Origin of the sequence: Haloactinopolyspora alba, assembly GCF_003014555.1 — a bacterium.
GTDB classification, from domain to species: Bacteria; Actinomycetota; Actinomycetes; order Jiangellales; family Jiangellaceae; genus Haloactinopolyspora; species Haloactinopolyspora alba.
Window position 1 is genome coordinate 75,023 of record NZ_PYGE01000018.1, and the last position, 16,846, is coordinate 91,868.

Genomic DNA, 16,846 nt, shown 5'->3' on the forward strand with positions numbered 1-16,846 from the left:
GCTCCTTCTGCGGTAACGGTCGCGAAGGGCCCAGACATGAAGAACGCCCCGGCGCAGGCACGGGGCGTGGGCGGCACACTGGTCCGCTCTCGTCTCGCCTGCGCGGGCCGTCCGCCTGTGCGGAACCTTCGCCACGCCCGGAGGGCGTGAAACCAGCGGTCTCTGGCGCGGACGACTATACGTGTAGTCAGGACCGCGCCCCAAATCGAGCGTCGAGCCATCCACGATGATCGACCGATGCTGGGCGGCGGCGTTGGATGGTCCGACAGGCAGACGGTCTTCGTTTCCGCGGCGGTGACGCAGCGGGCAACAGTTGCCTCCGGTGCCAACCCCTTGAAACGCGGCTCCACTCCTGTCGGTGACCCAACGGGCCGCGCCCCCGCGGGTCCCCCCCCGGCACGCGTCACGGCCTCAGTTCACCGGGGCGAACGAGCGCACCATCTCGCGCAGCTCGTCGGTGCGCTCGTGGTCCCAGTCGCCCGGCGGCGCCACCGCCAGCCACGCGTCGACGAGCTCGCCGCCGTAGTTGTGCCCGTGCCCGGCCGGAACCGTGGCCGACAGCGCCATGTCGGCGGTGATCTGCCAGAACGTGACGAACGGATACCAGTCGAAGTTGTCGATGACGTCCGGTCCGTGCTCCTCGGTGATCCATTCCGGCTGCGAGAACATCAGGTCCCACGACCACAGCGCCACCGGGTCGGAGGCGTGTTGCAGGAACAGCACCGGCGGCTCGTCGCCGGAGAACTCCAGGTCCATCGGCTCCTGCCAGCCGCCCCAGAACTTCACGTCCTCGCCGCCCTCGTACACCGGCAGCCGCGCCGGCGAGCCCGGGTCGCGCTGCTCGGTCAGCTCGGAGCGCAGCGCGTGCCCGGTCGGCGAGCCCACCCAGAGCGCTCCGTCCACCTTGTCCTGCAGATCGTCCAGACCGTCGAACGGCGCCGAGCTTCCCAGCGCGCCGAGGCTCTCGCCGTAGACCACCAGCCGTGGCCGCGAGTCGGCGGGCAGCTCCCGCCACGCCGCGTGCACCGCCTCGAACAGCGCCCGGCCCGCGATGCGCACCTGCTCCTGGTCGGCGACGAACGAGATCCAGCTGGGCAGGTACGAGTACTGCGTCGCGACGATCGCGGAGTCGCCGTTGTACAAGTACTCGAGCGCATCCGCCGCGGCGCCGTCCACCCACCCGGTCCCCGTCGTGGTGACGACGACCAGCACCTCGCGTTCGAACCCGCCCGCACGCTCGAGCTCGCGCACCGCCAGCGACGCCAGGCCCGCAGGGGTCTCCGCCGAGTTCATGCCGACGTAGGCGCGCACCGGGTCCGTCGCCGGGCGGCCGTTGAACGCCGTCAATTCGGCCGCGGTCGGCCCGGAGGACACGAACTCGCGGCCCTTACGCCCGAGTGAGTCCCACGTCACCAGCGAATCCGGTCCACCGGAGTGGGTGCGGCTGGTCGGCGCGTTGTTCCCCGCCTCGGTCTCCTGGTTGACCGCCGCGAAAGCATCGTTCGCCACACCGAGCAGCGACGGGTACAACAGCCCCGTCCACGACCAGAAGGACACCACCGCGACGCACGTCACCGAGGCCACCAGCGCCGCCAACGGTGGCACCCAGCGCCCGAAGAACCGGCGCAGGCGCCTCGACGCACCGCGCACCAGCCGGCCGACGGCCAGGAACGCCACGAAGATCGCCCCCGCCACCAGAACGATCAGCACGTAGTGGTTCGGCCCCGGGCTCTCCACGCCCATCAACGACCGGATCTGCGTCTGCCACCCGGCCGCGGCGGTGAGGTACCAGCTCGCCGCCACGGTCGCGACCACGCTCAACGCCCACCAGGCGATCAGCCGGACGCGCCGCGACGGGGACAGCAACGACGGACGCACCTGTCGCACGACCACCCGGACCAGCCAGCCGAGCAGCGAGCCCAGCGCATAGCCGATGATCGCGGTCAGCCCGCTGACGATCGCCTGGTAGATCCACGTCCGCGGCAGCAGGGACGGCGTCAGCGACCAGCAGAAGAAGCACGTCGCCCCGATCAGCCCGCCGTAGTCCGGCGTCAGCCACCGCAGGAACCGGCCGAGCACCGGAACGTCGAGCACCGGCCGGATCCGGCGTGCCACCTGTGCCGAACGGTCCGGCAGCAGCGTCGTCACCGGCACGACGACCTCCAGGTACCACGAAGCGGCCGCCGTGCCCCGACGGTTCGGGTCACGGCGGCCGGTGTCTGACGAGAGCCGTTCAACGGCTCACCGGTCTCGGGTTCACGCGTCGGCGGTCTCCGTCGCCCGGACCTTCGACGGGTCGAGCGGGATGCCCGGTCCCATGGTCGTGGTCAGCGTGACCTTCTTGATGTAGCGGCCCTTGGCCGCCGAGGGCTTGAGCCGCGTCACCTCGTCGATGGCGGCGACGTAGTTATCGGCCAGCGCCTGGTCGGAGAACGAGGTCTTGCCGATGACGAAGTGCAGGTTCGCGTGCCGGTCCACCCGGAACTCGATCTTCCCGCCCTTGATGTCGCCGACGGCCTTCTCGACGTCCATGGTGACCGTGCCGGTCTTCGGGTTCGGCATCAGGCCGCGCGGCCCGAGAACCCGGCCCAGCCGGCCGACCTTGCCCATCATGTCCGGCGTCGCGACGACCGCGTCGAAGTCGAGCCGGCCGCCCGACACCTCTTCGACCAGCTCGTCGCCGCCGACGATGTCGGCGCCGGCCGCGGTGGCCTCCTCCGCCTTGGGACCGACGGCGAAGACCAGGACCCGAGCGGTCTTGCCGGTGCCGTGCGGAAGGTTGACGGTGCCGCGCACCATCTGGTCGGCCTTGCGCGGGTCGACGCCGAGCCGCAACGCGACCTCGACCGTCGCGTCGTACTTCACCGGGGAGGTCTCACGTGCCAGCCGGACGGCCTCGCCGGGCGTGTAGAGCCGGTCCGCGTCGATCTTTTCGGCGGCCGACCGGTATGCCTTGCTGCGCTTCATTTCTGCTCCTCGTGCGTTCTCCGGGAGTCGTGGTACGGACCGGCGCTTCGGCCCTGCCACTCACCACGGCGCCACTGTGGCCCGTGGCACGACTGCGTCAGTCGTTGACGGTCACGCCCATCTGCCGCGCCGTCCCCGCGATGATCTTCTCCGCGGATTCGAAGTCGTAGGCGTTGAGATCGGGCATCTTCTGCTCGGCGATCGCGCGCACCTGGTCGCGGCTGATGGAGGCGACCTTGATGCGATGGGGCTCGCTGGAGCCCTTGTCGACACCGGCGGCCTTCAGGATCAGCTTCGCGGCCGGCGGCGTCTTCGTGACGAAGGTGAAGGAACGGTCCTCGTAGACCGTGATCTCCACCGGCACGACGTTGCCGCGCTGCGCCTCGGTAGCGGCGTTGTAGGCCTTGCAGAACTCCATGATGTTCACGCCGTGCTGACCCAGCGCGGGGCCCACGGGCGGCGCGGGGGTCGCCTGGCCGGCCTGGATCTGGAGCTTGATCAGGCCTGCGACCTTCTTCTTCGCTGGCATTCCTCGGGTCCTTCTCGTGGTGTGACTGCTGAGCACCGGTGACCGGACGCACCGGCCGGTGCGGTGGATGCCGTCAGAGCTTCTGGATCTGGTTGAACGAAAGCTCGACGGGGGTTTCACGACCGAAGATCTCGACCAGACCCTTGATCTTCTGCGAGTCGGTGTTGATCTCGTTGATCGTCGCGTGCAACGTCGCGAACGGGCCGTCGATGACCATGACGGAGTCGCCGACCTGGAAGTCGAGGACCTCGACCTGCTTCTTCTCTTCCTCGGCCGCAGGCTTGGTCTCCTCGGGCACCTCCGGCGCGAGCCAACGCTCGACCTCGTCGAGGCTCAGCGGGATCGGCTGGTGCGCATGCCCGACGAACCCGGTGACGGCCGGGGTGTTGCGCACCGCCGCCCACGACTCGTCGGTCATTTCCATGCGGACGAGCACGTACCCGGGGAACCGGTGGCGCTTGACCATACGCCGCTGGTTGTTCTTGATCTCGGCCACCTCTTCGGTGGGCACCTCGACCTCGTAGATGAAGTCTTCCATGTTGAGGCTCGTGATGCGGTTCTCGAGATTGGCGCGGACCCGGTTCTCCATGCCCGAGTACGTCTGCACGACGAACCACTCGCCCGGCTTGGCGCGAAGTGCACGGCGGAACTCGCCCAGCGGGTCGGCCCCTTCGGACTCGGCGTTGGGCGCCTCTTCGGCAGGCTCCGCCGGGCCGTCCGCGCCTTCGTTCGGCTGGGCGGCCTCGAGGTCCTCGATGGTCGACTCGTGCTCGGACACGGTGTGTGCTTCTTCCTCCTCGATGCGGCTGATCGCGGGCCGACTCAGCCGAAGATCTCGAACATCGCCCAGCCCAGACCGAGGTCGAGCAGAGTGACGTAGGTGATCATGATCGCGACGAACACGAGCACCACTGCCGTGTACGTCAGGAGCTGCTTGCGGGTCGGATAGACGACCTTGCGCAGCTCCGCCACCACCTGGCGGACCCACAGCGACAACCGCGCGAACGGGCCACGCCGTCTGGGCGAATGTGGACGCTCGGGGGTAGCGGTCCTCCCGCTGGTCTCCGTCACGTGCTACCTCGCTTGAGTCGTGTACGTCACCCGGCCGGGCGCCGCAGTGGGTCCGGCCGCTGGATGCGGCCAGCAGGGCAGGAGGGACTCGAACCCCCAACCGCCGGTTTTGGAGACCGGTGCTCTACCAATTGAGCCACTGCCCTTCGGTGAACTGCACGTCGCCCGCCGAAGCCGTGCGGGCGCACTTCGACTGGGGTCCGTCGACCACCAAGCAACAGAGTGTACGTGCTCGGCGGCACTTCGGTCTAACTCACCCGCCGACAGCCCGCGCGGTGCCACGCCGAACTCCTGCCGAACCGCCTGCCCAGGGAGTGGACACACCGGGCGTCCGGGCGACGCGAACGTGCAGAACCTCGCGGTCGGCGGCCAACCCGGCTATCGTCCGGTTCGACATCGAGTCAACCACGACGGAGACTGAACCATGAGCGGCACCACGCCCCCACCGGGCTCCGAGCCGAACAACGACAACTCCAATCCGTACGCGCAGCCGAACGAGCCCGCGTCCGGGCAGCCGTGGGCGAGCGGTCCGCCCGACCAGCCTCCGGCCTGGAGCGGGTCCGCGTACGACGCCAACCCCGTGTCCGCGCCCGAACCACCGCCGTCGATCCTGAACGCGGTCAAGCTCATGTACGTGGGCGCCGCGCTGTCCCTGGTGGGTGTGCTGTTCGCGGCCCTGAGCACGGGCAGCATCCGCGACGCCGTCGAGGAGAGCGACCCCAACCTCACCGAGAGCGAGATCGACGCCGCGGCGAACCTGGCCATCGGCGTCGCTGTCGTCGTGTCGCTCCTCGGCGTCGCACTGTGGCTGTGGATGGCCGTCAAGAACAAGCAGGGCCGGTCGTGGGCACGGGTCGTCGCGACCGTGCTCGGAGGGCTGAACATCGTGTTCACGTTGTTCTCGCTCGGCAACACCGCGGGGCTCAACCTCGTCGTCAACCTCGTCACCGTCGTCCTGGCCGCGGTGATCCTGTGGTTCCTGTACCGGCCGGAGTCGACCGAGTACTACCGAGCCGTCAGCAGGATGACGAGCTGACCCGAAGCTCGAGCTTCGACGGACCGCTTCGACGGTCCGCTTCGGGGAACTGCTTGGCGGGGCGCGGCGAGATGATGCCAGGATGGACCGCATGATCTCGCCCGCCCCCGCCGAACGTTCCCACCCGCGCGTGTCCACCCGCATCGCCTCGATCGCCGAGTCCGCGACGCTCGCCGTGGACGCGAAGGCCAAGGCGCTCAAGGCGGCGGGCAGGCCGGTCATCGGGTTCGGCGCCGGCGAGCCGGACTTCCCGACCCCCGACTACATCGTCGACGCGGCGGTCGAGGCCTGCCGCGATCCCCGGAACCACCGCTACACCCCGGCCGGCGGGCTGCCCGAGCTGAAAGAGGCCGTCGCGGCCAAGACCGCACGCGACTCGGGCTTGCACGTCGACCCCGCGCAGGTCCTGATCACCAACGGCGGCAAGCAGGCCGTGTACGAGGCGTTCGCCGCCCTGCTCGACCCGGGCGACGAGGTTCTCGTGCCGGCGCCGTACTGGACCACCTACCCCGAGTCGATCAAGCTGGCCGGCGGCGTACCGGTCGAGGTGCTCGCCGACGAGAGCACCGGCTACCGCATCGACGTCGACCAGCTCGAGGCCGCCCGCACCGAGCGTACGAAGGTCCTGCTGTTCGTCTCACCGTCGAACCCCACGGGCGCGGTGTACCCGCCCGAGCAGGTCGCCGAGATCGGCCGGTGGGCACACCGCAACGGCCTCTGGGTCGTCACCGACGAGATCTACGAGCACCTCACCTACGGCGACGCGTCGTTCTCCTCCGTGCCGGTCCAGGTCCCCGAGCTGGCCGACACCTGCGTCGTCGTGAACGGGGTCGCCAAGACCTACGCGATGACCGGCTGGCGGGTCGGCTGGATGGTCGGCCCCGCGGACCTGGTCAAGGCCGCGGCGAACATGCAGTCGCACGCCACCTCGAACGTCGCGAACGTCTCCCAGCGCGCCGCCCTCGCGGCCGTCTCCGGTGACCTGTCCGCCGTCTCGGCGATGCGCGAGGCCTTCGACCGGCGCCGGCGCACCATCGTGGCAATGCTCAACGAGATCGACGGCGTCTACTGCCCGGAGCCCGAGGGCGCGTTCTACGCCTACCCCTCGGTCAAGGGCGTTCTGGGCCGCGACGTCGCCGGGCGCACCCCGGCCACCAGCGCGGAGCTCGCCGAGGTCATCCTGGACGAGGCCGAGGTGGCGGTCGTGCCCGGCGAGGCGTTCGGCCCGAGCGGATACCTCCGGCTGTCGTACGCACTCGGCGACGACGACCTCGCCGAGGGGGTCGGGCGGATCCAGCGTCTGCTCAGCTGACCGGCGCGCACGGCCACGATCGGGTGAGGAGTGTGGTGGAGCCAGTGGACGACGCCAGCCCGGCGGTCTCGACCGGACCGGCCGCGACGACGTCCGGACGTGACCTGCGCGCCCTGCCCAAGGCGCACCTGCATCTGCACTTCACCGGGTCGATGCGGCACTCGACGCTGCTCGACCTCGCCGACGAGCACGACGTCAGGCTGCCGGACTCGCTGCGCAACGAATGGCCGCCGCAGCTGTCCGCGGCCGACGAGAAGGGCTGGTTCCGGTTCCAGCGGCTGTACGACCTCGCGCGTTCGGTGCTGCGCACCGAGGCGGACGTGCGCCGGCTGATGCGCGAGGCGGCCGAGGACGAGGCGGCCGAGGGCTCGCGCTGGCTGGAGATCCAGGTCGACCCGTCCGGCTACGGTGCCCGGTTCGGGGGCATCACCGCGTTCACCGATCTCGTGCTCGACGCGGCCCGGGTGGCGTCGGAGCACACCGGCGTCGGCATCGCCGTCGTCATCGCGGCCAACCGCACCAAGCACCCGCTCGACGCACGCACGCTCGCCCGGCTGGCCGCCAAGTACGCCGGGCGCGGCGTGGTGGGGTTCGGGCTGTCCAACGACGAGCGGCGCGGCACGATCCACGACTTCGCACCCGCGTTCTCGATCGCCCATCGCGCCGGCCTGCTGTCGGTGCCGCACGGTGGAGAGCTGCTCGGACCGGACAGCGCCCGGTCGTGCCTGAACGACCTGCGCGCACGGCGCCTGGGACACGGAATCCGCGCCACCGAGGATCCCGCGCTGCTCGAGCGGATAGCCGGCGAGGAGGTCACCCTCGAGGTCTGCCCGGCCTCGAACGTGAGCCTCGGTGTCTACCCGACCTCCGCTGACGTGCCGTTGCGGACGTTGCTCGCCGCGGGCGTCCCGGTGGCGCTCGGCGCCGACGACCCGTTGCTGTTCGGTTCCCGGCTGCTCGCGCAGTACACGACGGCCCGCGCGACCCACGGTCTCGACGACGCGGAGCTGGCGGCTCTCGCGCGCGGGTCGATCCACGGGTCGTCGGCGCCGCCGGAGCTGCGCAAACAGTGGGCCGAAGAGGTCGAGGACTGGCTCGCGACTACGCCGTGATCATCAACGATTCACCACGTCACGAGCAGGCTCATGGTGTGGTGCATCGTTGATGATCACGGGAGTGGGGCTGGACAGGACCGCGTCCAGCGGCCCCGCCCCGCCGGTCCGCACGAACCACTCCAACCCGTACGCGTCGTCGAACGCGGCGTGGGTGACGTCCTCGGCGGTGATCTGGCTCGCGTGCGCCGCGATGGCCGCTCGTTTGACGGCGAGCTCCGTCGCCGTCGCCGTGAGCGTCAGCGCGATCTGCTCGGTCTCGACGCCGATCGGCAGGCCGGTGGCGCGGGCCGCGGCGTGCACGAGGTGGGCCCGCCCTGCCGGATCGTGCAGGTGCCCGCGGTCGACCGTGGACTCGTAGGCCGGGACGCCCGCGAGACGCGCGGCGAGCGTGCCGATGCGGTGCGCGGCCAGGTGGTCCGGGTGGCCGTAGATGCCGCCGCCGTCGTCGTACACGATCGCGTCGGCGTGTTCCTCGCCGGCGAGTGCGGCCAGGCGGCGCGCCACCCGGGCCGGATCCGCGGCGGCGAGCGCGTCACGGTGCGCGTTGTCCGCGGCACCCGGCAGCCCGGAGTCGCGATGACCCAGCAGAACCAGCCGCTGCACGCCGAGCAGATCGGCGGCCCGCTCGAGCTCGGCGACCCGCCGCTGGGCCATCGTCTCGCCCGCCGCCAACGACACGTGCTCGGCTCCCAGCTCGCCGAGGGTGGCCGTCGCCAGGACGACACGCGCGCCGGCGTCGGCCAGGCGGCGCATCGTCGCGCCGGTGAAGATCGCCTCGTCGTCGGGATGGGCGTGCAGCACCATGACGGTGCGTCCACGCAGGTCGGCGTGCTCGCCGAAGACGTGACGACGACCGAGTTCGGGAACATTGGTGACCATCGATGTGCCTGCTGTCGTGAGCGGCCGCGACACGGCGGCCTGGTGGTCGGGGAGCGTTCGAGGAGAGCCGCGCTCAGCGACAACAGCAACAGCACAGGCTGAACGTCGAGGCCGCTGCGGGAGCGGCCTCGACGTTCAGCACGGTGATCACGAGAAGAGATTGTGCCACAACCTCGCTGGCGACACACCGAGCCGGAGCGGAAATCTGGACGCGGTGGGTTGCGGCCGCGCGACGGCCCCAGAGGCCGGCTGTATCAGCCATTTGACACAGATGACGTGCCACTGCTTCGCTCTCTGTGCCAGAGACATGACACAGGAGGTCACGTGAGCGCGCTGCTGGCCGTCGTCGTCACCATGATCGTCGCGATCGCCGTGATCGCGCTGGCCGGAGCGGCACGACGGACGCCACCGCCGGCGGCCGGCACACCTGCCAGCGAGGCGAGCCGTCGCGTCGACGCCCATCTGCGCCGCGCCCGTCTCGCCGGCATCACCCTGGTGATCGCGGCCGCCACCAGCATCGCGGCCAGCTCCGCAGCGCTGAGCCGGGCCGAGCAGGGCTGGCCGCTGTTCGTCGCCGTCCCGCTCGCCGCCCTGCTGCTGCCGATCGCTGTCGCCGTCGGCGAGTCCACCGCGCCGATCCGGCGCACGTCCGTGGTCCGCACCGCCACACTGCGCCCTCGCGACTCGGCGACGTACCTGCCGGCGTGGCGGCTGTCCCTGATGCGTGCGAGCGCCGGTACGGCGGCCATCGCGATGATCATCGGCATCGTCACGGCCACCGACGGTCGGCGCCTCGTCTACTCGTGCGCCGACCTGTCCACCTCGTTCGCGGGCGGGGCCAGCAGCCCTTACCCGGGCGCCGTCTACGCCGTGCCCGGTGTGCTCGCACTCACCGCCGTCGTGCTGGTCGCCGAGCTCACGGTGCGCCGGATCGTCGGCCGTCCCCCGGCCGGTGACCCCGAGCTCGATCCGGACGCCGAGCTCGACGAGCGGCTGCGGTGCACGGCCCTGCGGTCGGTCGCCCGCGCTGCGAGCACTGCCGCCGCCGTTCTCCTCGTCCAGACGAGCCTGCCGATGGCGTGGCAACTGAACCGAGCGGCGGACGCACTCGCGGACGCGGGGTGTGGCGACGGCAGCATCGCCGCCTGGTGGGACGTCCCCGCGTATGCCGGGGCAGCGCTCGGTCTGTCGATTCTGGCCGCTCTCGCGGTGGACGTGTACGCCGGCCGGCCTGCCCGGGTGCGCACGCGTTCCGGAGCGAGGTCGTGACCGCCGCGGAGGCGGTGGTCATCGACACGTCCAGCCCCACCCCGCCGTACGAGCAGATCCGCCGCCAGATCACCGCCCAGGTCGCCGCAGGTCGGCTGCCGCTCGGCGCACGGTTGCCCAGTGTCCGTCAGCTCGCCGCCGACCTGGGCATCGCCGCCGGGACCGTCGCGCGAGCGTACCGGGAACTCGAGGCCGACGGAGTCGTACAGGCGCGGCTGCGTGGCGGCACCCGGGTCACCGCGGCGCCACCGGAACTCGACACCGAGCACCGGTCCCGGCGGCTGCACGAAGCGGCCACGGAGTACGTCCGGGCAGCGCGCCTCACCGGCGCGGACGACGACGCCCTGCTGGACGCGGTGCGAGCGGCACTGCGCGCTCGTGACGGGTAGACGCGCCCCGTTGCGTGCGGTCTACAGCGAGCAGCCGACGAGCATGGGCTCGTTGACCAGTTCGACGCCGAACGCGGCCCGCACGCCGTCGCGGACCTCGCGGGCGAGCGCGAGCAGTTCGCCGGTGCTGGCGCCGCCACGGTTGCACAGTGCAAGCGTGTGCTTGCCGGACAGTGCCACCCGTTCCCGGCCACCCGTATAGCCGCGCGTGAAGCCGGCCCGCTCGATCAGCCAGCCGGCGCTGGTCTTGACCCGCCCGTCCGGCATCGGCCAGCGCGGCGCCGCGTCCGGCAGATCGGCCGCCGCGGCAGCGTCGAGCACCGGGTTGGTGAAGAACGAGCCGGCGCTCCACGTGTCGTGATCGGCCGGGTCGAGCACCATGCCCTTGCCCGCCCGCAGCCGCAGCACGGCGGCGCGCACGTCGGCCTGCGGCGCCCGCTCGCCGACGGCGACGCCGAGCTCACGCGCCAGCTCGGGATAGCTGACCGGCGCACCCAGGGACCCCTGCCGGAGCTGGTAGCTGACCTGCAGGATGACATAACGCGACGATCCCTTGAACACGCTGTCGCGGTAGGCGAAGCGGCAGTCGGCGTTCGCGAACGTACGGATACGCTGCGCGCGACGGTCGTACGTGCGGACCTGCCAGACGGTTTCGGCGACCTCCTGGCCGTAGGCGCCCACGTTCTGCATGGGCGTCGCGCCCACCAGCCCGGGGATTCCCGACAGCGCCTCGACCCCGGACCACTCCTCGGCGACGCAGCGGGCCACCAGCTCGTCCCACGGCTCGCCCGCGGCCACCGTGACGACGATGCCGCCGCACGCCGCGAGATCGTCCGACTCGCACGACGCCGACGTGTCGGCCTCGACCCCGCGCGTGCCCACCCGGACCACCGTGCCCTCGAACCCGGAGTCGGCCACCACCACGTTCGAGCCGCCGCCGAGCACCAGCACCGGCTCGCCGCGGTCGTCGCAGTTGCGCACGGCCCCGACGAGGTCGTCGATGGTGTCGACGTCGACGACACGCTTCGCCGGGCCACCGAGCCGCAGCGTGGTCAGTTCGGCGAGCGAGACGTCCGGGGCGTCACGCATCGGATTCGACGGGACCGTCCGCCGCCGGTGGCCTGGCCAGGGCCCGCGCCTGGGTCAGCACCTTCTGCTCGCCCGCCCGGACGTTGATCTCCAGAGCCACCACGCCGTCGTCGCGCACCGCCGTCACCGACGCGGCCACACGCACCGCGATGCCGGTGTCGTCGTCGGGGACCACGACCGGACGCGCGAAGCGCACTCCGTACTCGATGACGGCCGCCGGGTCACCCGTCCAGTCGGTGAGCAACCGCCCGGCCAGCGCCATGGTGAGCATGCCGTGGGCGAGCACTCCCGGTAGGCCCACCGCCTCGGCCACGCGGTCGTTCCAGTGGATCGGGTTGAAGTCGCCGGAGGCACCGGCATAGCGCACGAGGTGCTCGCGCGTGATCCAGTACGTCTGGTCCGCGACGACGTCGCCGACGGCGAGCGGCTCGGAAATCCGGTCAGTCACCTGGCTCCCCCTCGTCTTCTGGACGGACGAGCAGCGTGGCGAGTGACTCGCACACTCCCTCGCCACGATCGTCACGGACATCGGACCGGATGGTGAGCAGGTCGTTGCCCGCGACCTGGCGCACCTGGTCGAGGGTCGTGGTGGTCTCGAGCCGGTCGCCGACGGCGATGGCCCGCGCGTACGTGAAGCGCTGGTCGACGTGGACGACCCGGGCGAACTCCACGCCGAGATCGTCCATCAGCATGTCGACGCCCCGCATGACCGGGATCATCGCGAACGTCGGCGGCGCCACCACGTCGGTGTGCCCTCGTTCACGTGCGGCCGACGTCTCGACGTACACCGGGTTCGGATCGCCGATCGCCTCGGCGAACTCGCGCACCTTCTCCCGGCTGACCTCGTAGGGCTGCGCGGGATAGGTCCAACCGACGACCGAAGGGGCAATGGGCATGGTGACGACGTTACAGCCACGGCCGTCCGATCCGGACCGGCCTACCCATGGACACCCGGGATCTTACCCATGTGTCATGATTGTCGGTCTTGCTGTCGAGCGGACCGGCTCAGCGGGTCTCGCGGTGCGTCGTGTGCGCACGGCAGCGCGGGCAGAACTTCTTGAGGTCGAGCCGGTCGGGGTCGTTCCGACGGTTCTTCTTCGTGATGTAGTTGCGCTCCTTGCACTCCGTGCAGGCCATGGTGACGCTGGGGCGCAGTTCGGTGCTCTTGGTGGCCACGGGTGCCTCTCTTGAACGACGGACGACGGTTCGACAACCTCGACAGGGTAGCCGACACGGGCCGAGCCCAGCCAATCGAGCAGCGGACGGCACCGGCCGGCGTTGGTAGCGGGGGCGGGACTCGAACCCGCGACACAACGATTATGAGCCGTTTGCTCTAACCTCCTGAGCTACCCCGCCGCAGGGAGCCCACACCGCCGCGGCGGTGTGCCTCGCCAGAGCCCCAATACGGAATCGAACCGTAGACCTTCTCCTTACCATGGAGACGCTCTGCCGACTGAGCTATTGGGGCGTGCGCGCCAGACGAGGGTACACAACGACCGCCCGCCGCGCGAAATCCGCTGCCCGCGTGCTGTGCGTCGAGCGCCGGACGGGCTCACGGCGACGACGCCGCCTGCTGCCGCCGCGGCCCGGGCACCGGGTCGGGCCGGTCCAGGAACGGTTCCAGCAGACCGGGAGCGGCGTCGGCGGCGAAGGCCACCGCGTCCTCCGCCGCGACGTCGCCGGCCCGGTACGCACCCCATCCGGCCGACGTCATCGCCGTCACCGTCTTCAGCCCGAGCCGGCGCTGCAGCCACGACTCGCGGATCGCGATCGTGCTCACGGCGCTGCGCCGCAGCGCGACCGTGGACCTGCTCATCAGCCCGGAACGCACGACCAGGTACGAGCCGGCGACGGTGTGGCCCAGCGCGCGGTACGCGACGAGCGCGCCCAGCAGGCCGAGCGGCCAGAGACCGGCGCCGGCCCAGAGCGTCCAGGCCGGCACGACACCGGTGAGCCACAGCCATGCCAGCACGCCCGTGACGGCCGCCGCGGTGGACGTCGCCCACCACAGCCGTCGCCGGAGCGCTGCGCGTGGATGCCGCGTGAGCGGCGCCTCCAGCGGGCTCGGATCCACACCGAGGACCCGGCCGGCCACCCGGCGGGCCACCGTGATCGGACCGCGCGGCAGGATCGCCGTCGGCTCGTACAGCGACCAGAGGTTCAGCCCCGTCGTGACGACGTTCGTGTCCGCCATGCCCATCCACCGCCACAGCACCGGCTCGCTGATCTGCAGTCCGCGCATGCGGTTGTCGTCGCGGTTCACCTCGCGCGTGGTGAACAGCCCCTTGCGGGTACGCAGCAGGGTGCCGTCGTCCCCCGGTACCCGGGCGAGCTCGAAGTTCCAGTTCTCGACGAAGAAGTTCGCGGCCAGACCCACGACCCCCACCGCCCCCACCACCAGCACGGCGATCACGACCGTCCACGCGACACCGATTGCGTCCCAGTCGGCCAGACCGCCGACGAACCCGGCGGCGTCCAGGCCGAACATCGAGGCGGTCCAGTAGCCGCCCCACGTGAGCCCGAGGGCCATCAGGTACGCCCACGCGTTGAACACGTTGTAGACCACCCACGACGGCTTCAGCCGGGCGAAGACCTCGACCGGAACGCCGCCGGCTCCGTCCGGCCGGACGGCGGTGCTGGTCTCCGTGGCCGCGACGGATTCCCCGGTCGCGCCGGACGGGGCAGCCGGTGCGTCGCCCAGCCGGGTGCGCAGCAACGCGCCGCGCAACCGTTCCGCCTCGGGTCTGCGCACCGCGTCCAGCACGAACGCCGACTCACCGGCGCTGGACTGCTGCCCGGCCCCGATGTTGACGATCCGGAGCCCCGCCACGCGGTGCCGCAGCTTGGCCGTGGCGTCGACGCTGCGGATCCGGTCGCGGCGCACCGAGCGATGGCGGCGGACGACGACGCCGGTGCGGCGCTCGACGCGGTCCGGCGTCACCCGGTAGCGAGTGAACGTCCACCGCAGCATGTCCGCGACGGCGCCGACGGTGCCCACCACACCGATGACGGCGACCGGTCCGAGCGTGCCCCAGGACGGCTCGACCCGGAAGACCACCAGCGCGACCGCCGCCGGCACGAGGGACAGCAGCGACTGGGCGACGTCCACCCAGATCAGGCGGACGTCGAGGCGCTGCCAGACCGCGGCGCCCGCATCGGCTCCGCCGCCGTTCGGTTCTCCGGCGTTCGGTCGCGGCCCCGGCGCGCTCATGTCGCGTCACCCGGGGTGCGCTGGGTGATCGCGTTGAGCCGCTCGGCCGCCGCGGCCGCGACGTCGCTGTCCAGCCCACCGATGGTGATCGCCCCGCGGGACGAGGCGGTCGTGACGCGTAGCGTGGCCAGTCCCATGACCTGTTCGAGCGGCCCGCGCACCGCGTCGACCGTCTGGATGCGCGAGATCGGCGCCACCCGCCATTCGCGGACGATCCAGCCGGTCAGCGCGTAGACGGCGTCGTCGGTGGCTTCCCACCGGTGCACCGCGTAGCGCCAGAACGGCTCGATCAGGACGCCCACGGCGGTGAACACCGCCAGGGCGATCACCACGACGACCAGCCAGGGACGCGCTGCCTCCCAGACGACACACGCGATCGCGACCGCGGCCGTGAGCGTGCCGGGGAACGCGACGGCGCCGAGCATCCACCGGAGGATCGCCCGTCGTTCGACACGGTGCCGGGGCGGAAGCAGGCCGACCGCGCGTTCGCTCTGCACGCCGCCGTCCGGTTCCGCCGTCGGATCGGGGGTCATGGCCGTCACCGCCCTATCGCGTTGTCCACGAAGTCGCGCAGCGCTCGGCTCTGCACGGAAAGGTCGACGGCCTCGTCGAGTGCCCAGCGGGAGAGCGCGCCCTCCATGGCCTGGCTGATGATCATGGCGTACGTCCGGGTGTCGAAGTCCCGGAACTCGCCGGCGCTCTGGCCGTCGGCCAGGACCTCGGCCAGCGCCTCGAGCTCCTCCTGTTCGGAGGCCGCGAACGGGCGCGTGCCGTCGGCACGCCGGTGGTTCGCGACGATCTCGATCATGGCCAGGAAGGCGGGACGGTGCGCGGCGAAGTACGACATCTGCGCGTCGATCCACGCCCGTACCCGCTCGGCCGCCGAGCCCGCCGCGGCGATCCTCGGCTCCATGTACTCCCAGGTCTGCTCGAAGAACTGGGTAGCCACCTGTTCGAGCAGTTCGTCCTTGCCGTCGAAGTGGTAGGAGATGACGCTCTTGCTGATACCCGCGTGCTCGGCGATGCGGGCGAGCGAGGCGTTCGCGTGACCGACGGCGGCCACGGTCTCTCGAGCCGCCTGCACGACCTGCGCGCGGCGCGCGTCCTCGATGAACGATCGTTTCCGGCCGGATGGCTCGTTTTCAGGCCGCATGGCCTGATTCTAGCCCGCGCGGGCTACCGGCGGTACCCCGCCGCACGACAGCGCCCGGAACGCGAATCGGCCCCGCCGGTCGATCCGGCGGGGCCGCTGGTGTGGCAGGTGTAGGATTCGAACCTACGAAGGCTGTGCCGGCTGATTTACAGTCAGCTCCCTTTGGCCGCTCGGGCAACCTGCCGGGGCCGGGCTGCGCGCCCGGACCGAAGAGAGAATACACGAGTGCACGCCTTCGACGACAATCCGCAGCGCACAGGGTAGGTTGTGCGGCCGTCACACCCGCTGTGAAGGCGCAGAACCGGAGGGAGCAGAAGGTGGCGAGCGAGTCCTCGTTCGATGTGGTGAGTTCCGTTGACCGGCAGGAGGTGGACAACGCCCTCAACCAGGCCGCCAAGGAGATCGCGCAGCGGTTCGACTTCCGCGGCACCGACGCCGCGATCCGGTGGGCCGGCGAACTCGGCATCGAGATGGAAGCCTCCGGCGAGGACCGCGCCCGGGCCGTTCTCGACGTCTTCAAGGACAAGCTCGTCAGGCGCAAGGTCTCACTGAAGGCGCTCGACGCCGGCGAGCCGCGTTCGTCCGGCACGCTGCACAAGATCACCGCCACGCTGCAGGAGGGCCTGACGCAGGATCAGGCCAAGAAGATCGCCAAGACGATCCGCGACGAGGGCCCCAAGGGCGTCAAGTCGCAGGTGCAGGGCGACGAGGTGCGGGTGTCGTCGAAGAAGAAGGACGACCTGCAGGCGGTCAAGTCACTACTCGAGAACCAGGACTTCGACTTCGCCGTGCAGTTCACCAACTACCGGTAACCCGCCCTGGCGGC

Annotated in this window: 19 protein-coding genes and 4 tRNA genes; 6 read left to right on the plus strand and 17 right to left on the minus strand. The window is 71.0% G+C overall.

Going from position 1 to position 16,846, the window contains the following annotated elements:
- Positions 1–411 precede the first annotated feature (411 nt).
- The 6 genes from CLV30_RS20340 to CLV30_RS20365 form a co-directional block, all read right to left on the minus strand.
- Positions 412–2,154 (minus strand): alpha/beta hydrolase, encoded by a 1,743-nt coding sequence (locus CLV30_RS20340; RefSeq protein WP_106539067.1) that lies wholly within the window; start codon positions 2,152–2,154, stop codon positions 412–414.
- A 102-nt stretch (positions 2,155–2,256) separates the two neighbouring features.
- Positions 2,257–2,967, minus strand: a complete 711-nt coding sequence (gene rplA / locus CLV30_RS20345; RefSeq protein WP_106539068.1) for a 50S ribosomal protein L1 — start codon at positions 2,965–2,967, stop codon at positions 2,257–2,259.
- Between the two features lie 97 nt (positions 2,968–3,064).
- On the minus strand, positions 3,065–3,496 hold the full coding sequence (gene rplK, locus CLV30_RS20350) for a 50S ribosomal protein L11 (RefSeq protein ID WP_106539069.1): 432 nt from the start codon (positions 3,494–3,496) through the stop codon (positions 3,065–3,067).
- A gap of 73 nt (positions 3,497–3,569) precedes the next feature.
- Complete coding sequence (nusG, locus tag CLV30_RS20355; protein ID WP_420842017.1) at positions 3,570–4,322, minus strand: transcription termination/antitermination protein NusG; 753 nt, start codon at positions 4,320–4,322, stop codon at positions 3,570–3,572.
- Entirely contained in the window at positions 4,319–4,567 is a 249-nt protein-coding gene (gene secE / locus CLV30_RS20360; protein ID WP_106539070.1) for a preprotein translocase subunit SecE, read from the minus strand. The genes nusG and secE overlap by 4 nt, the downstream gene beginning before the upstream one ends.
- A 73-nt stretch (positions 4,568–4,640) precedes the next feature.
- Positions 4,641–4,713, minus strand: a tRNA-Trp gene (locus CLV30_RS20365).
- Positions 4,714–4,991: 278 nt separating this feature from the next.
- On the opposite strand from CLV30_RS20365, the gene CLV30_RS20370 reads away from it, so the two are divergent.
- The 3 genes from CLV30_RS20370 (at position 4,992) to CLV30_RS20380 (ending at position 8,027) form a co-directional block, all read left to right on the plus strand.
- Complete coding sequence (locus tag CLV30_RS20370; RefSeq protein ID WP_106539071.1) at positions 4,992–5,603, plus strand: hypothetical protein; 612 nt, start codon at positions 4,992–4,994, stop codon at positions 5,601–5,603.
- An 82-nt stretch (positions 5,604–5,685) separates the two neighbouring features.
- Positions 5,686–6,915 carry a pyridoxal phosphate-dependent aminotransferase gene (locus tag CLV30_RS20375; RefSeq protein WP_420842016.1) on the plus strand — a complete coding sequence of 410 codons (1,230 nt, stop codon included), beginning with the start codon at positions 5,686–5,688 and terminating at the stop codon, positions 6,913–6,915.
- A gap of 44 nt (positions 6,916–6,959) precedes the next feature.
- A complete protein-coding gene (locus CLV30_RS20380) occupies positions 6,960–8,027 on the plus strand; it encodes an adenosine deaminase (protein WP_106539072.1) in 1,068 nt (355 codons plus the stop codon).
- A 3-nt stretch (positions 8,028–8,030) separates the two neighbouring features.
- Here CLV30_RS20380 and CLV30_RS20385 read toward each other — a convergent pair whose 3' ends face one another.
- Positions 8,031–8,909: a PIG-L family deacetylase gene (locus CLV30_RS20385; protein WP_106539073.1), complete on the minus strand. Its 879-nt coding sequence runs from the start codon at positions 8,907–8,909 to the stop codon at positions 8,031–8,033.
- Positions 8,910–9,233: 324 nt separating this feature from the next.
- Here CLV30_RS20385 and CLV30_RS20390 point away from each other — a divergent pair, with 324 nt between their 5' ends.
- Both CLV30_RS20390 and CLV30_RS20395 read left to right on the plus strand, forming a co-directional pair.
- Positions 9,234–10,178, plus strand: a complete 945-nt coding sequence (locus CLV30_RS20390; RefSeq protein ID WP_106539074.1) for a hypothetical protein — start codon at positions 9,234–9,236, stop codon at positions 10,176–10,178.
- On the plus strand, positions 10,175–10,567 hold the full coding sequence (locus tag CLV30_RS20395; protein WP_106539075.1) for a GntR family transcriptional regulator: 393 nt from the start codon (positions 10,175–10,177) through the stop codon (positions 10,565–10,567). The genes CLV30_RS20390 and CLV30_RS20395 overlap by 4 nt, the downstream gene beginning before the upstream one ends.
- A gap of 21 nt (positions 10,568–10,588) precedes the next feature.
- Here CLV30_RS20395 and CLV30_RS20400 read toward each other — a convergent pair whose 3' ends face one another.
- The 10 genes from CLV30_RS20400 to CLV30_RS20445 all read right to left on the minus strand — a co-directional run bounded on the left by CLV30_RS20400 (position 10,589) and on the right by CLV30_RS20445 (position 16,204).
- Positions 10,589–11,656, minus strand: a complete 1,068-nt coding sequence (locus tag CLV30_RS20400) for a UDP-N-acetylmuramate dehydrogenase (protein WP_106539076.1) — start codon at positions 11,654–11,656, stop codon at positions 10,589–10,591.
- Entirely contained in the window at positions 11,649–12,104 is a 456-nt protein-coding gene (locus tag CLV30_RS20405; RefSeq protein WP_205741080.1) for a MaoC/PaaZ C-terminal domain-containing protein, read from the minus strand. Before CLV30_RS20405 ends, CLV30_RS20400 begins: the two co-directional genes overlap by 8 nt.
- Positions 12,097–12,552, minus strand: a complete 456-nt coding sequence (locus CLV30_RS20410) for a MaoC family dehydratase N-terminal domain-containing protein (RefSeq protein WP_106539078.1) — start codon at positions 12,550–12,552, stop codon at positions 12,097–12,099. The genes CLV30_RS20405 and CLV30_RS20410 overlap by 8 nt, the downstream gene beginning before the upstream one ends.
- A 109-nt stretch (positions 12,553–12,661) precedes the next feature.
- On the minus strand, positions 12,662–12,832 hold the full coding sequence (rpmG, locus tag CLV30_RS20415; RefSeq protein ID WP_106539079.1) for a 50S ribosomal protein L33: 171 nt from the start codon (positions 12,830–12,832) through the stop codon (positions 12,662–12,664).
- 103 nt (positions 12,833–12,935) lie between these two features.
- A tRNA-Met gene (locus CLV30_RS20420) sits at positions 12,936–13,012 on the minus strand.
- Between the two features lie 39 nt (positions 13,013–13,051).
- Positions 13,052–13,124: transfer RNA gene (locus tag CLV30_RS20425), tRNA-Thr, on the minus strand.
- A gap of 84 nt (positions 13,125–13,208) precedes the next feature.
- The gene (locus CLV30_RS20430) at positions 13,209–14,867 is read right to left on the minus strand and encodes a PH domain-containing protein (RefSeq protein WP_106539080.1); all 1,659 of its coding nucleotides are present in this window, start codon (positions 14,865–14,867) and stop codon (positions 13,209–13,211) included.
- On the minus strand, positions 14,864–15,400 hold the full coding sequence (locus CLV30_RS20435) for a PH domain-containing protein (protein WP_106539106.1): 537 nt from the start codon (positions 15,398–15,400) through the stop codon (positions 14,864–14,866). The genes CLV30_RS20430 and CLV30_RS20435 overlap by 4 nt, the downstream gene beginning before the upstream one ends.
- A 5-nt stretch (positions 15,401–15,405) precedes the next feature.
- Positions 15,406–16,020 carry a TetR/AcrR family transcriptional regulator gene (locus CLV30_RS20440; protein ID WP_106539081.1) on the minus strand — a complete coding sequence of 205 codons (615 nt, stop codon included), beginning with the start codon at positions 16,018–16,020 and terminating at the stop codon, positions 15,406–15,408.
- 102 nt (positions 16,021–16,122) lie between these two features.
- Positions 16,123–16,204 (minus strand) — tRNA-Tyr (locus CLV30_RS20445).
- 133 nt (positions 16,205–16,337) lie between these two features.
- Here CLV30_RS20445 and CLV30_RS26655 point away from each other — a divergent pair.
- Positions 16,338–16,832 (plus strand): YajQ family cyclic di-GMP-binding protein, encoded by a 495-nt coding sequence (locus tag CLV30_RS26655; protein WP_165358740.1) that lies wholly within the window; start codon positions 16,338–16,340, stop codon positions 16,830–16,832.
- Positions 16,833–16,846 lie beyond the last annotated feature (14 nt).